The sequence below is a fragment of the Rhizobium sp. NZLR8 genome, from assembly GCF_019685025.1.
In the GTDB taxonomy this organism is placed as follows: domain Bacteria; phylum Pseudomonadota; class Alphaproteobacteria; order Rhizobiales; family Rhizobiaceae; genus Rhizobium.
In genome coordinates, this window is sequence record NZ_JABDVY010000007.1 from 289773 (window position 1) to 304238 (window position 14466).

Sequence of the window (14466 nt, forward strand, 5' to 3'; positions counted from 1 at the left end):
GCTGCGCCGAGTTGCTTGGGAGCGGACTTAGCGCATCCAAGCCTCAAACTCCCCTTTGCTATTAGAGTTCCCAATATGATCAATTTTTTCGAGAAGCGTAGATAGCAGCCGCAGCCAAGCTGGTCCGCCGTCGAAAAAAGCCCCGCATTCGCGCGGGGCTCTAGTTGGACAAACACGGACGTGCGACGTAGCAAGCACATCCATGTAATCGCAACCCGGAAAATAAAGAAAAGTTCCAACGCAAGCATTTGATTCATGCATTGCGCGGCCTAGAGCGAGCAAGGGCGGTCATCATTGGCTCGAATAGTAGTAAAGAAAAACCCGCCAAGGCGGGATCAAGATGGAGGGGTGTTTAATACAGCGCGTCTTCGCGCATTCGAAAAATAATGCTCCTTTCTCCACCATTTGCAATTAATATTATATTTACATGTCATTGTTTCCGCATTTTTATTAGGTTCTACTAAATTCAAAGCAAGGTAGAAAAGCATAACGCGAAGATTATAACTACAATTTGTATTAATAGTTTGCTATTGTTAGCTCGGCCGCTCAGCGATCACTTGCTAAACCCTAAGCAAAGAGTCTCCTGTACGTTGGGCGGCCATCAATTTTCAGTTCGCAGTCGTCCGCGCCGGCCCCGAGATCCCGCCCAGCCCAATCTTCCGCTCCTGTACGAACGGGATAAGCCTTTTAAAGAACCGGTTCGGTTGCGTTCGAAAATACTACTCGGCGGCTTGCCGCAAGGAGTTCTCCTCCGGGAGTGCCAATGGTCCGATGATTTCGAAATCGCATGGCATTGCGTGCTGGTCGGTGCCCAGCAGTGCAAGGGTCCAATAGTTGGGATCTTCTCCGAAGACAGTCGAGACTTTCACAACGGTGAGCTTCCCGTCGAAGTGCTTTGCTGAACGCGCCCAGTAATAGGCTTCCGGAATCAAACTCGCGGTAAACATAACGCTCACTCCCGTTCGAGCGCGGAAGATATCAGAATTCTTATAAATGAACATGCCTCATGGTGCGCCGCCTGCAAACGGGAACGGAGAATCCAATCCACCCTCATAGTGCCCAGGGATGTTTCTGCGGCCGCGACGAGGTCGACTGGACGATCGACTGAAACGACGGCGCCCTGCGCCCAGACGCTGGCGCGTCCTCGAGGCGGGCGGCGAGGGAAGGCCTCCGCTGCTCGTCGAGTGGGTGCCGCCGAAGATCGTCTACGCTCCGGCGCGGTCTTCGATGGAGAAGGGGGCTGCGGTACTGGAATTCAAGGCGTGTAGCCGGCTCTCGGACGGCCTTCTCCCGCGTGTGAGGATGATGTTGTCAGTGGAATCCCGGATCTCGGACCTTGGTTGGGGGATAGCTCCGACTCAAGTCTTACACGTGGAACCGCTTGTGGGGGGGAGTGTTTTCGATTGGCGACGCCAAAGAGCGCCCCGCCGATTTTTGGAGCCCCGGAGACGAATCATGCGCCTGCTCATCGTCGAAGACGAATTGGGAATCGCTCTGGCGATCGAGGACGTCGCGATCGACGCCGGATTCGAAATCACTGGCATCGCGGGGACTATGTCAGAGGCTCTGGAGCTCGGCGCCGAAGCAGACATCGCCATCATCGACGTCCGGCTTGGGGATGGACTCACCGGGCCGTCCATTGCCCGCGCGCTCTTTTCCGGGTTCGGACTTGGGGTGGTTTATTTCACCGTGAATCCTGGCCTCATCGAGAACCCGGAGGGGCGCCCTGTCGTCACCAAGCGGACGAACCCCGAAAGAATAGTGGATGCGCTGTCCATGGCAGCCAAGAACGCCCGCGCAAGAACGCATCGCGTCGCGAGCGGGCCTACCTTCCACTGAACGCTTGAGGTGATCGATTGGCTTCCAGCCACGGGAATAAATGGCGCAGCACACTGCGCGTATTATCGGCCGAGATGCGAATCCCCGCGCCGCGATCCCAGGAAGCCTTAGAGATGCTCTCGGAGGCCGTACACGAACGGTTCAGCTTTTACGACGTCGGGCCAGACTAGCAGGCCTCGCACAAACTGCCGGCCGCCGCACTCGAATTTTTCCCGCATTATGGAGCAAGCGCCACCGAAGAAACGCAGGTCCGATGGTTGCATGGAGCTGCACCGTTGGTAAATTCAGTTGGTATACCTATGAGGTGCCAGCATTGACCAGCGTTCCTAGCCTTGAGGAAATCCAGTCTCTTGAAGAGGCTCTTCACCGCCAAGAGATAAGGGGCTGCAGGGAGGCGGTCGAGATTTTGCTCGCGGAAGGTTTTGTGGAGTTTGGAGCTTCTGGCAGTGTATACGACCGAACAACGATCATCGATCTTCTTGTGCAAGAGGACGGTATCGATGAAGGCGATCTCCGATCAGCGAACTACGTCCTGAAGCCTATCTCGAATGACGCTGTGCTTCTGACCTACGAGACAGAGCGCTCTTATCCAAATGGTTCAAAGCGGCGTGTGCTGCGAAGCTCCGTCTGGAAACACGACGGGCTCAAGTGGCAAATGTTTTTCCATCAAGGCACGATCAGGCCGTAGCGACGTCTGTGTGGTGCATCAGCGAGCGATACCAGGCGCCATGACCGGCCCTCGGAGGCTTCGGTGGTCGGCGTCATCGTTCTCGCGTGCGCGGAGCAAATATTTGCAAGGGAGGCGCCGCACCTAAATTGGAGAGTCGGAGCAATTTTGATCTTGCAGGCTCTGGAGCGACGCGTCGAGGCTGAGGGTCAGGCCTGTCGGGGCATAATCAACAGAGACTTTTCCGAACGCAGACAGGCTGGAATTGATGAGCCGGGAGCCGAAGCCCCTCCTTTTCGGAGCTTCCACAGTCGGACCGCCGCGCTCTCGCCAACGGAGGTCGAGGTGGTCGGCGCCCGCTTCCTGACGCAGAGACCACTCGATTTCGATCACTCCGGTATCAACCGACAGGGCCCCGTATTTCGTCGCGTTCGTGACAAGCTCGTGCAGCACGAGAGAGAACGCTAACACCGCCTGGGGGTTCAGCGTGACTGTGGGACCACTTGCTTTGAGACGGTCCGGCCCAAGTCCGAGATTGACTGCGGTCGCCTCGACGATCGTGTCCATGGTCGCTGACAGCCAGTTCTTCTGCAGCAAAATGTCATGCGCGTGGGCATAGGCGTTGATGCGCGCCGATATCGACTGCTCCGCATCCTCCATGCCGACGGCGCTTCTGAACGACTGGCTGATAATGGCCTGGACGACGGCCAGCGTATTCTTGATGCGATGCGAGAGCTCGTGCATAAGGACGCGTTGTCGCTGCTCATTTTCTCGCTGCTCAGTTCGATCCCTGAGAATCTTCACGAAACCTTCGAGTTCGCCATCATCCGACCTCAGCGCCATGAGCTGGCCTGATGCCCAGAATAACGAGCCGTCCTTTCGGACGTGCCATCGTTCATCGTCTCCGTGGCCCGCGGTCAAAGCAGCGGTCATTTCCCGCTGGGGAACCCCAGTCTCGCGGTCTGCCTGCGTGAAAATTGCGCCGACGGGCTGGCCAATGATTTCAGTGTCGTCCCATCCGAGGATCCTGCGGGCTCCCTCATTCCATGTGGTCACCCTGTGATCGAGATCCACGGAGATGATCGCATATTCGATGGCACTCTGGAGGATGGCTTCGAGGAAGCGTTCCCTGGCGCGACTGGAATTGGAAAAGGGGGTCTTGACCATATTGCGCCGTATCCATCAAGCCACGAGCGGGTGACCTTAATACTATACCGGACACTGCCGCATTACCATCGAAGCCGTGATGTTCCCGTAAGTATGGTCTCCCCGGCAAACAGAGGCGGACGAGACTATTCGAACATGCCCGCAGTCATTCCGTGCAGCGGAGGAACTATATCTTATCGGTAGCGTTTTGCCGGGACACTCAAGATCCTGGGAGGATAACATGAAAATACTGGTCATCTCTGCCGCATCGCTGTTTCTGTCACTTGGGGGAGCGGCGGTCGCGCAGACGACGACGGTCGTCGTCCCTGGCGAGGTCAAAACCTATGTCATGAAACAGGAAACGCCATCCGCCACGTTTGAAGGTGACGTTGCAGTCGGTACGGCGCTTCCTGACACAGTCGAGATCCACACAATCCCTGATCAACCTGATTACGGTTATGTGGTCGTCAACAAGAAGCGTGTGCTCGTCAATCCGAAGACCCGCGCGGTAATCGAAGTCTACCAGTAACTTGAAAGAATCGCGGGCCTGCTTCAGGCTCGCGGTTCCCCAGTCATTCCACCTTCGTCTCAAACGCGATTCGCTCGGGGCTAAGAGTTGAACTCAGCGTCGCATCCACCGCAGTCAGTCGCATCAGGTGACGGCGTAGCCGCGGCGTCTCCTTTGGGCATTCGGATGCGAGGACGTCGGACATTCCCGAGTCAGCCTTCGTGGAGTTCTTCGCCACCGGGATGAGCAACAGGTCGCCGACAGCGATGAAGGGTTCGTCTGCAATCAAAGCATTCAAGAGGCCACCTTGGCGTCAGCCTTTTGTGCATGGTGCCGTCACCCGTCGCCGCCTCGGGGTTGGCCTAAAGAAAGGCCGTCCCTGCCATGCCGACTACGGCGCCACACATCGCAAGGCAGGTCGCCCATCCGAGAATTTTCAAAATCTTGCCAATCACAAACTGTTTCATGATCGTTTGGTCCGAGGCGATCAGCATCAGGACGACCATGACTGGAACGGCAACAACGCCGTTTATGACCGCGCTCCAAAACAGCGCCGTCATTGGTTGTATCGGCGTAAAGTTAAGCACCATGCCGACAATCGTAGCCACCGCGACGGTGGTATAGAAGGCCTTTGCCTCGCGAGGCTCACGAGAAAGGCCAACCTTCCAATGCGCCACTTCGCTTACGGCGTACGCTGCCGACCCGGCAAGGACAGGCACGGCCAGTAGTCCGGTTCCAATGATGCCAGTCGCAAAGATGACTTCGGCGAACTTCCCCGCCAGTGGTTCGATGGCCTTCGCGGCGTCGACGGAGTTCTCGATGTTCGTCACGCCAGCCTTGTTCAGGGTCGCAGCGGTCGTTGTCATGATGGCGAGCGCGACGATATTCGATGCAGCCATGCCGATCAGCGTGTCCAGCGTAATGCGTTCATTGGCTGCCTTCGCTTCCCGCGGATGTTCGATCAATGGTTCTGCGTCAGGCTTTTCCTTCAAGTCTTCCGCCTCCTGAGAGGCCTGCCAAAAAAACAGATAGGGACTTATCGTCGTCCCAAAGATCGCGACGATCACCGACCAGTATTTTGGGCCGGACGTGAAACTTGGGATGAACAAACCTCGCGCAAAGCTTGCCCAGTCGATATGGACGACGAAAAGCGTGGCGATGTAGGAAAGCAATGCCAGGCTCAGCCATTTGAGGAAGGCGACGTAACGTTCATATTTAACGAATACCTGGAGAAGGATGCATGTGGTGCCGAATGCGACGACGTAGATAAGCGCATACCCTCCCAAAAGCAGATGCGCCGCATCTCCCATGGCGCCGAGGTCCGCACCGATGTTGATGATATTGGCAACTAATAGCGGCCCGGTAATCGCGATCCCCACCCATGGCGGGTAGCAGCGCACAATGCTTCCTGCCAATCCGCGTCCCGTGGTCCTTCCGATCCGCGCGCTGATCATCTGGACGGCGACCATTAACGGATACGTCAACAGCAAAGTCCAGTTCGTAACATAACCGAACTGTGCCCCTCCCTGGGAATATGTTGCTATTCCGCTTGGGTCGTCGTCCGATGCGCCTGTAATGAGGCCAGGTCCCAGGATTTCAAGCAGGCGTGATTTCGAAGGTTCAGGGGCGGCGCTTCTTTCGTCTATACGATGTTCGCTCACAGCGGCCTCATAATATCCCACGCCGTCTCAAGCGGTTCTGCCGCCGGCTCGGTGCAAATAAATCGCTGGCGGTCTCGTTTGTTCCACCGCTCGGCTGAGCCGGTCCGCTGCCCTGGAACAACGCACTTTCTTCCGACGTTACCGGGTCGTGGCATATGGAGCGGCAATAATGGATCTCGGGCTGACCAATAAGCGTGTCCTCGTAACAGGAGGCAATTCCGGTCTGGGCGCTGCGATCGCGAAGGCATTCGCTGCCGAGGGGGCACGAGTTGCGATCAACTATCTGGTCAACCCAAAACAAGCCGATATGTTCGTCGAGGAAGTCACCGTCGAAGGTGGCGAGGCTCGTCAACTGAGGGCCGATATCAGCGACCCCAAAGCGGTCGAGGCAATGTTCGCTGCCATCGACGATACCTGGGGCGGTCTCGACATACTGGTAAACAATGCCGGCATCGACGGCGAACGCGCGCTCGGCTGGGAAGCCGATACAGATGCCTGGAGCAAGGTCGTCGAGATCAACTTGATGGGAACATATTTGTGCGCGCGCGAAGCCCTGAAACGCATGGTCGCTCAAAAGTCGGGTGTGGTACTCAACACCACAAGCGTTCATGAGGTGATCGCCTGGGCCGGCTATAGCGCCTATACGGCTAGCAAGGCGGGTGTCTCTATGATGTCCAAATCGCTGGCGCAGGAAGCGGCGCCGCATGGGGTTCGCGTTCTTTGCATCGCGCCGGGGGCGATCCGTACGCCAATCAATCAGGCAGTCTGGCAGGATGCCCAGGGTTATAGGGATTTGCTTACGAAGATCCCACTGGGCCGTATAGGCGAGCCCGAGGATGTTGCAAACATCGCCATCATGCTGGCTTCTGATGCCGCCAGCTACGTCACCGCGACGACGATCTTTGTGGATGGCGGCATGACCGACTACCCCTCCTTTGCGCATGGCGGGTGATAGGGACATGGCCGGGCGCATCGAAGACTACGGGCTAATTGGAAATATGCTGTCCGCCGCGCTTGTGAGTAAGGATGGATCGATCGACTGGTTATGCCTGCCGCGTTTCGATTCACCTGCTTGCTTCGCCGCACTTCTCGGCACCGCCGATAACGGCCGCTGGAAGATCGCGCCAGTGGGTAGAAGGAAAACAAGCCGGCGCTACGTTCCCGACACTGCAATTTTGGAAACCCGGTTCGAAACGGCGACCGGCGTCGTTACGCTCACTGATTTTATGCCGATCAATGAAGGCGACCGCCATGTGGATGTGGTCCGCATCGTGACCGGTGTTTCGGGCACTGTCGACATGGAGATGGAACTCGTGCTCCGGTTCGAAAACGGGCAGGCTGTGCCGTGGGTGCGGCGCAAGGACTACGGCCTGAGCGCGATCGCCGGGCCCAACGCAGTGGAACTTCATACTGATCTGAAGCTCAAGGGCCGCAACATGAAGACCTACGCCCGCTTCTCCGTTGCGGCCGGCGACGCGGTGCCGTTGACGATGTCGTATCATCCTTCCAGCGACCAGCCACACTTTGTCCGCGATCGCCACGAGGAACTCGATCGAGCGACAACCTGGTGGCGGGAATGGGTGAAGCACGGCAGCTTTGAAGATATGCCGGAAGTCTGGCGCGCGCCGGTGGTCCGCTCGCTCATCACGCTCAAGATGCTGATTTATGCCCCGACGGGCGGGATTGTCGCTGCGCCGACCACCTCGCTTCCCGAGAAGATCGGAGGGACACGAAATTGGGACTATCGTTACTGCTGGCTGCGCGATTCAGCACTGACGCTTTATGCGTTGCTAAATTCGGGATATCGCCAAGAGGCAGAGGATTGGCGGAAATGGCTGCTGCGCGCAGTTGCGGGTGCTCCGGAACAGCTTCAGATCATGTACGGGATCGCGGGGGAGCGTTGGCTCCCCGAGTTCGAAGTGTCGTGGCTCAAAGGATATGAGGGAAGCATTCCGGTCAGGATCGGCAACGCCGCTGCCAGTCAGGTGCAAATCGACGTCTATGGCGAACTCATCGATACCCTCAACGCAGCGCGCGATGCCGAGCTGCAGTCGCAAGAGGAGGCCTGGCGGCTGCAAAAGGTACTTCTTGCTCACTTGGTGACTGCTTGGCAGACGCCGGATCACGGAATTTGGGAAGTGCGTGGGCCAGCGCGCGCATTCACCCACTCGCGCATGATGGCCTGGGTGGCATTCGACCGCGCCGTCATCTGCACGGAGCGGTACGGGCTTGAAGGCCCGGTGGCGAAGTGGCGTGAGGTGCGCCAACAAATTCATGAGGAAATTTGCGCCAGCGGCTTCGATGAGAAAAAGAACAGCTTTGTCCAATATTACGGCGGTGACACGCTAGATGCGAGCCTGCTGCTGATGCCCCAGGTGGGCTTTTTACCAGCCGACGACCCGCGCATCATTGGTACAATCGCTGCAGTTGAGCGGGAGCTCCTGCAGGGCGGCCTGGTCATGCGCTATTCGACGAACCGGACCGACGACGGTGTCGGTGGCAGGGAAGGAGCATTTCTGGCCTGCAGCTTCTGGCTGGTTGATGCTTATGTGCTCACTGGGCGGCGGCGGGATGCGCAGAACTTGTTCGACCACTTGCTCAGTCTTCGTAACGACCTAGGCCTACTCTCAGAAGAGTTCGACGTCGTCGGTCGGCGCCTTCTCGGCAATTTCCCTCAGGCTTTTTCGCACATCGGCCTGATTAACACCGCGCACAACCTGGTCAGCGCGGGAGGACCGGCGCGGCAGCGTGCTGAAAAGACCGCCCCGAGCAAGCCACGCAAGGTTTCCCCAGATGCGCTGTAAGGCGCTCTTTATCGGAACGCGGAGGGAGCACTGGTGCAGCCCCTCAGCGCCGAAACCGGCACTGGGGTCAATCTTGCGGCGGGCGTCTCGCGCCTTGAGCTTCGCCGTCGACGCGCCGCCCGCCCATGTGGTTTTGCCGTGGGTTCATCGGGTCTTTTCGAACTTCAAGCGATGGAGCTACGGAACATTTCACGGATTGAGGGACAAGCATATCGACATCTACGCCAACGAGTTCGTCTTCAGATGGAACCGAAGGCGGCAATTCCAGAGCAATATCGACACGATGTTGGGCCTCGGGCGGCGGATTGGATGCATCACTTGGCGCGACGTCGTCGGAGATACCTGGAAGTGGAAGCACGACCATCAAGCCCAGGTGCTGGCGATGGTCGATCCAGAGCGACTGAAGCGGGCCGAGCAGTATGCCTTCGATAACGGCATGGATATCTTCGACGCGCTGGACGATATTAGGCGCGAGGAAAAACGGCATAAGTATCATCGCCGTCAGCCAGAGCGTCCTGCGCTACCGCCAAGACGGCACGGCGAGCAAAGAAATACCCGGCGATACATCCATCCGCCAAGCTTGGCTCCAACGGAGATGGCCATCGGTTATCTGCGGCATATCCCCATCGGATCGAAGATCACCGGATCGGGCAAGAGATTGATGGCCTAGCGTAGCTCGCCGAGCACTAGGTAGGTTTTTGCTTCGGAAGCTAATCTTCATGAAAACTGCGAGCTGGCCATCTGCACAGTCCTGCGGAACAAACCCTATCGGGAACATTTCATGGGCTTTCGAGGGAACTTCGTGTTTTGCCAAGACATCGAGGCTCTGAGAACGTTTGAAAGATGACAATTCAATTGCATCGTTCCCAATCACCACAAATGCAAAATGTCCTTCGTCCGCTGAGTAGTTGTTCGCGGCGAGATATTTGTTCACCCTTGCCGCTAACACATCTCTTGAAGGCAATCGATCTTGGTACGGCTGGAGTAAGCAAACCGCATTTGCGTCGAACGTAGATATGTCGTGAAACTTGGTGGGCTTTCCGACGGGGAGTTTATTGAAAGTGTTTTCATCCAAAGGGCCTGCACCGGCTGTAGACCCTTGAGCTGTCGATATTAGCAAAGCCAAAAGACCAATTGCCCTTATAAAGTTTACCTGCATTCACCCCTCCCACAATCGTCACGCGAAACAACCTTCTGCTGACGTGGTTGTCAACACTCAGGGAATCAGATCGACATGATCTGATTCACGCATTCCATTGCAATTGTAGCCTATAGTTGAATTGGGAATGCCGAAGCCGCAAAATAGCTCTCCATCCGCAATGCTCCTAATAGGGTGTCCCTGTGCGAAAGGGGATAAGCCTTTAACTTGAAAGAACCGCGGGGCCAGCTTCCATGGCCCGCGATTCCTCTGTCATTCCACCTTCATCCGCATCACTGACGTTCGCTGGGGGCTAAGAGTTGAACTCAGGGTCGCATCCACCGCAGTCAGCCGCATCAGGTGACGGCGTAGCCGCGGCGGCTCCTTTGGGCATTCGAGAAGCGAAGGAGCAAATTGATCGTCGAATTTCAACCCGGTCGTTGGCGGTGGGTCTTCACCGTTTGCGGTGCTCGTCCCGAGACGAAGACAACGCCGTATCCCGCGCAGGCCCCTCTGAAGTACAAGCCGGATCACGAAATGCGGGTCGTTTGGCAAAATCGACCAAATGGTTACAAGCGACAAAGATGTTGCCCGAGCTTTTCGAAATTCCCAAAACGCATATTTTTGGGTGGCGTCGAGTGCACCCCGGACCGCGTATTGCGGGAGATTCGGATTTGCGGCCAGCGAACGCCTAACTACTTCCAAAGCACTTTTGCCCATTCGAGAGTGATTGGAAGACATGCTGCCGGGATGCTTTCGGTATCCCACCAGCCGTTCGGGAACGACTTCGATGCAGTAGCGCGCGGCTAGCCTGAGCTCGAAATCGAGGTCTTCGCAGCCTCCAATACCGGCTGCTGCATATGAGCTATCAAACCCACCGATTTCAAGCGCGACATTCCGCCGGACGAGAAGCGCACTCCCATTGCCTATATACTTAAAATTCAGATGGCGGGCATAGATATATCCCCTTGCGACTTCGGAACTGCCAGGCTGGATAATCTCGTCGTCCTCGTTGATGAGGCAATGCTGCACGTAGACCGCAGCCCACCGCGAGGACAACCGGCTGAGAGCGTTCACCTGCTTTTCGATTTTCGTCCGGTACCAGAGATCGTCGGCGTCAAGGAATGCCACAAATCGACCTGATGATGCCTCGATCCCAGTATTCCTTGCAGCCGCGACACCACGGTTAGGTGTGGACAGGAGATGGATCCGCGAGTCCGACATCGCTTTCTGCTCGACGAGTTTTGCCGTGTCGTCCGTGGAACCGTCATTGACGACGATAATCTCCAGGGCGGTGTAGGTCTGGCGCAGAGCGGATCGAAGCGTCCGCTCAATATAGGTGGAAGCGTTGAAAGCCGGGATGACCACTGAGACCAAAGGCTGCTCAGAATTAAAGGTCCCTCGTCGATCCTCCTCTGAAGATGAAAGCATTGCAGATCTCTCGCCACGCCAACGACAAAGATACTTTCGTACAGATGAAGGACTGCCTTGTTGAGTTCTGCCGTTCTCCCACATTCAATTCGGAGCGGGCAAATCCTAGCCACCGACAATGTTGGAAGACCGCTTTCACTTGCCTACACTCTAACATTGTTATGCGGGCGAAAACGGACTTTGGTCTGACGTAGACCCCTCTACTTTCGGAGAAGAAGAGGCCGCAGGCGGCCTCATCCGGCTACGCTGGATCTTCTCATGTCATTGCATTTGGAAGTCATTTGAGCCGAAGCGCGAACCGTTTTCGACTCTCTGACCGCTGCCTACGGCCAAGCACTTTGTTGCTTTGCGATGAGTGTCATCCTGCGACGCCGGCTAAGGCAGTCCGTCAGTGGACGACAGCAATCACGGGAATTCCGGCTTCTTCCGCAGCGCGAATGAGCGCGGCGCGCGCTGTCTTTGCGGAGATGTTGCCTTGAATGGCATCCAGGCACGTTTTTACAGCCGCGATGTATTCCTTGCCATCGTCTGTCGGCCATTCGGCGACAAGGGCCTCGGCGATCCCGCCAAGTGATCGGATCAGCCTATTCTTTTCCTGACCGCTCATCACAAGCATCAGAGGGGCGAAGTCTTCGCTTCTATGCCAATCCACAATCCCGACCGTTTGCATGAATGCCACCTTTTATTCCCAAAAAGCGATCGCCCGCCATGGATCGACAAAACTTCACCAGGGAGGTTCTGACTGGATACAGCAACATCGCTAAACCTCCCTGGCGTCCTTTCAACAAGGAAGAGGAAGATCTACGCCCCATAGCGTCGAGGGGAAGACGGACTTAGGTCGGACTGGCGACCTCGGCACCCACGGCGCATATTAGCTTGAGGTAACGTGTAGGTCCGTGAGGGGCGGACAGGAGGAGAAGATGAAGTTCGGCCCCGATAACTACAACCACGAAGCGCGCTGCTCGCAAGGCCATAGTTCGGCTTCGACCATCGCGACGATCAAAGCGGCCCTTTCCGCTGATCAGGATATCGATAGCAGTGCCATCGAGATCAGGATGCTCGGCCCTGTGGTCCTGCTCGAGGGCGACATTACAAACGCCGCAGACCGCGAGAAAGCGATCGCCCTTGCGGCGATGATCGTCGGCCACGAGAACGTCCAGGATCGGATGCTGAGCCGCTTCCCCACGCAGTAACGGACGGCTAGGACCAAGGTCTTACTTAATCCCGGTATGAAGTCCTAACTCCGGAACACTTTCCTCCACTCGCCGGTTTCCCTGCGCAGCGGAACCAACCGCATCCAAGGAGGAAAATAAATGAATATCAGATCAGTAGCTATTGCCACTGGCGTCCTGTTGGCATCGACATCTACGTTTGCCCAGCAATCGACGGTGACGGGTGCAGTGGGTGGAGCTGCAACGGGTGCGATCGTCGGTGGCCCGGTCGGTGCGGCTGTCGGCGGCATCGTCGGCGGCGTGGCAGGTAGCGTGATTGATCCGCCGCCGCAGCAGGTGGTGACCTATGTTCAGCAGGCTCCCGCCCCGACCGCACGGGTCGTGGTGAAGGAGAAGGTCGTCGTAGGACAGCCCCTACCGGATACGGTGGTCGTGACGCCAGTTCCCGATGATCCCAAGTATGCATACGCGATCGTCAACGATCAGCGTGTGATCGTCGAACCTTCCTCGCGGAAGGTCATCCAGGTCATTCAGTGATCGACGGGCGGCTTCAGCCGCCCTTTCCAGCAATAAGGGCAAGCAACGCATGAGAAATGCGGGCGGGCATCGTGTGCCAAACCTTCGGAGGTCAATTAGCAACCATCTCACCATGCTCCTGGCAGCGCTGTCACTTGGTGTATCGCCACTTGCAACATTGCCGGCGGCTGCTCAGCAGGACACCAAGAGCAGCGGCCAGGCCCAGTCCGGCTCTCAGACGGGCACCGACGCCGGCTCGCAGTCGGGCTCCGCCAAGACCGGTACCGACTGCGCCCCTGACGCTTCCGGCGCCTGCCCAGGCAAGGGCCAGTCATCTCAGCAGAAATCCGGTCAGGGCTCTGACATGAAAAAGAGCGCTGAGCAGCCTTCGACCGATGGCTCGACGAGCGGAAGTGCGTCCGGCAAGACTTCGACAGAAACCAAACCTACCTCGAAAGACGCCAGCGGTGGCGCCACGACAGAACAGAAGCCCGCCGCCAAGTCCGGCACCACGGATAGTAGCGGTTCGGCCACCACAGGTACGAAGAGCACCACGCAAAGCGGCGATGCGTCTAAGCAGTCGACAGACCAAAACGCGACAACAACAAACAAAAGCTCTTCTGAAACCAACGTCAACAACAACACGACGAACATCAAGACCAACGTCAACATCTCGGTCGAGCAGCAGACCGAAATTCGAACGGTGGTGAAGGAGGTCCATGTTGCTCCTGTGAAGGAAGTCGACTTCACGGTTTCCGTCGGAACGAAAATCCCGAAGAAGATCCGACTTGAAAGGCTGCCGACGCGCATCGTGAAGATCGTTCCGCAATATGAAGGCTACCGCTTCTTCATCCTTGCGGATGGCCGGATCGTCATCGTCGATCCCGATGCTCTGACGATTGTCTACATCATCGAGGCCTAACACGGTTTATCCCGGCGGTGTCTTATGCGCCGCCGGGCCGCAGGAGCAATCAAATGATCTACCATGAAGATAAGCCGTCCGGCGCTGCCTTTCCCATCATCGTCATTCTCATCGCCATGGTCGCTATTGTCGGCAGCCTCGTCCTGTCATCAGGGCATGCGGCATCGGCTCGGGTCTGGGTTCCTGTTCGATCGGCTGGCCCCTGATCCGGCGGCGCCCGGAGACTGCGCGGCGACCTCGAGAAGGTGTTCCGAGTTTTTGCTTGGCTTCACGCTCGGCCGCAGTTCTCTTTTCGACGCTGAAGCGATCCCGCTCAGTAATTGAGTTTCGGGTACCAGTCCGTACCGCGGCCGGCCGGCGTCATGTCCAGAATGTTCCAGAGCGGTGCGATATCGACTGATCCTCTTGGATCCTGGCCGGGATCCGCCGCTTCGGCGGGCATCTCGGCATTATAAAAGACGCGAACGTCATTCCCGTCCTTCTGGTAGACCGTCAACGCGGGATATTCGAAGCCCTTGTCGTCGAGCAGACCTAGCAGGCTGCTGAAAAACCCACTGGCTTTTGGGCTGGACACATGATTCCATCTTGCAAGTGATTTCGAGGGAATTTGGATGCGCGGCGGGGATGATCGGACGGGGTCGCTGTTTTCGTATGTCGACCTT

Annotated in this window: 16 protein-coding genes and 1 pseudogene; 10 read left to right on the forward strand and 7 right to left on the reverse strand. The window is 57.1% G+C overall.

All coding sequences use genetic code 11. The features are described 5' to 3' along the window. Positions 1 to 719: 719 nt before the first annotated feature. A complete protein-coding gene (locus HJB89_RS18275; RefSeq protein ID WP_207586097.1) occupies positions 720 to 947 on the reverse strand; it encodes a hypothetical protein in 228 nt (75 codons plus the stop codon). A gap of 508 nt (positions 948 to 1455) precedes the next feature. Here HJB89_RS18275 and HJB89_RS18280 point away from each other — a divergent pair. After that, the gene (locus HJB89_RS18280) at positions 1456 to 1839 is read left to right on the forward strand and encodes a response regulator (protein WP_221150323.1); all 384 of its coding nucleotides are present in this window, start codon (positions 1456 to 1458) and stop codon (positions 1837 to 1839) included. A 313-nt stretch (positions 1840 to 2152) separates the two neighbouring features. After that, a complete protein-coding gene (locus tag HJB89_RS18285; RefSeq protein WP_259672068.1) occupies positions 2153 to 2527 on the forward strand; it encodes a DUF4440 domain-containing protein in 375 nt (124 codons plus the stop codon). Positions 2528 to 2650: 123 nt separating this feature from the next. Here HJB89_RS18285 and HJB89_RS18290 read toward each other — a convergent pair whose 3' ends face one another. Further along, a complete protein-coding gene (locus HJB89_RS18290) occupies positions 2651 to 3673 on the reverse strand; it encodes a sensor histidine kinase (RefSeq protein ID WP_221150326.1) in 1023 nt (340 codons plus the stop codon). A gap of 220 nt (positions 3674 to 3893) precedes the next feature. Here HJB89_RS18290 and HJB89_RS18295 point away from each other — a divergent pair, with 220 nt between their 5' ends. Further along, complete coding sequence (locus HJB89_RS18295) at positions 3894 to 4181, forward strand: DUF1236 domain-containing protein (protein ID WP_221117970.1); 288 nt, start codon at positions 3894 to 3896, stop codon at positions 4179 to 4181. Positions 4182 to 4224: 43 nt separating this feature from the next. Here HJB89_RS18295 and HJB89_RS18300 read toward each other — a convergent pair whose 3' ends face one another. Continuing rightward, the gene (locus tag HJB89_RS18300) at positions 4225 to 4458 is read right to left on the reverse strand and encodes a hypothetical protein (protein ID WP_221117972.1); all 234 of its coding nucleotides are present in this window, start codon (positions 4456 to 4458) and stop codon (positions 4225 to 4227) included. A 64-nt stretch (positions 4459 to 4522) separates the two neighbouring features. After that, positions 4523 to 5821 (reverse strand): divalent metal cation transporter, encoded by a 1299-nt coding sequence (locus HJB89_RS18305; RefSeq protein WP_311044373.1) that lies wholly within the window; start codon positions 5819 to 5821, stop codon positions 4523 to 4525. Between the two features lie 169 nt (positions 5822 to 5990). Here HJB89_RS18305 and HJB89_RS18310 point away from each other — a divergent pair, with 169 nt between their 5' ends. The 3 genes from HJB89_RS18310 to HJB89_RS33770 all read left to right on the forward strand — a co-directional run bounded on the left by HJB89_RS18310 (position 5991) and on the right by HJB89_RS33770 (position 9295). After that, positions 5991 to 6773, forward strand: coding sequence for a glucose 1-dehydrogenase (locus tag HJB89_RS18310; RefSeq protein WP_221117967.1), 783 nt, complete (start codon positions 5991 to 5993; stop codon positions 6771 to 6773). A 7-nt stretch (positions 6774 to 6780) separates the two neighbouring features. After that, positions 6781 to 8625, forward strand: coding sequence for a glycoside hydrolase family 15 protein (locus HJB89_RS18315; RefSeq protein WP_221117966.1), 1845 nt, complete (start codon positions 6781 to 6783; stop codon positions 8623 to 8625). Between the two features lie 94 nt (positions 8626 to 8719). Continuing rightward, positions 8720 to 9295: a transposase gene (locus tag HJB89_RS33770; protein WP_221150328.1), complete on the forward strand. Its 576-nt coding sequence runs from the start codon at positions 8720 to 8722 to the stop codon at positions 9293 to 9295. Positions 9296 to 10036: 741 nt separating this feature from the next. Here HJB89_RS33770 and HJB89_RS18325 read toward each other — a convergent pair. Together HJB89_RS18325 and HJB89_RS18330 are read right to left on the reverse strand one after the other, a co-directional pair. Then, positions 10037 to 11194: a glycosyltransferase family A protein gene (locus HJB89_RS18325; RefSeq protein WP_221150329.1), complete on the reverse strand. Its 1158-nt coding sequence runs from the start codon at positions 11192 to 11194 to the stop codon at positions 10037 to 10039. Positions 11195 to 11582: 388 nt separating this feature from the next. Beyond that, on the reverse strand, positions 11583 to 11864 hold the full coding sequence (locus tag HJB89_RS18330; protein ID WP_221150346.1) for a DUF982 domain-containing protein: 282 nt from the start codon (positions 11862 to 11864) through the stop codon (positions 11583 to 11585). A gap of 250 nt (positions 11865 to 12114) precedes the next feature. Here HJB89_RS18330 and HJB89_RS18335 point away from each other — a divergent pair, with 250 nt between their 5' ends. The 4 genes from HJB89_RS18335 (at position 12115) to HJB89_RS18350 (ending at position 14010) form a co-directional block, all read left to right on the forward strand. Continuing rightward, a complete protein-coding gene (locus HJB89_RS18335) occupies positions 12115 to 12387 on the forward strand; it encodes a BON domain-containing protein (protein ID WP_221150331.1) in 273 nt (90 codons plus the stop codon). A 120-nt stretch (positions 12388 to 12507) separates the two neighbouring features. Beyond that, positions 12508 to 12903, forward strand: coding sequence for a DUF1236 domain-containing protein (locus tag HJB89_RS18340; RefSeq protein ID WP_221150333.1), 396 nt, complete (start codon positions 12508 to 12510; stop codon positions 12901 to 12903). Positions 12904 to 12952: 49 nt separating this feature from the next. Then, the gene (locus HJB89_RS18345; protein ID WP_259672069.1) at positions 12953 to 13804 is read left to right on the forward strand and encodes a DUF1236 domain-containing protein; all 852 of its coding nucleotides are present in this window, start codon (positions 12953 to 12955) and stop codon (positions 13802 to 13804) included. A gap of 53 nt (positions 13805 to 13857) precedes the next feature. After that, the gene (locus HJB89_RS18350) at positions 13858 to 14010 is read left to right on the forward strand and encodes a hypothetical protein (RefSeq protein ID WP_221141664.1); all 153 of its coding nucleotides are present in this window, start codon (positions 13858 to 13860) and stop codon (positions 14008 to 14010) included. Between the two features lie 107 nt (positions 14011 to 14117). On the opposite strand, the pseudogene HJB89_RS33295 reads toward HJB89_RS18350, so the two are convergent. Further along, positions 14118 to 14339, reverse strand: a pseudogene (locus HJB89_RS33295) (DUF899 family protein); the annotation flags it as partial. Positions 14340 to 14466: the final 127 nt, after the last annotated feature.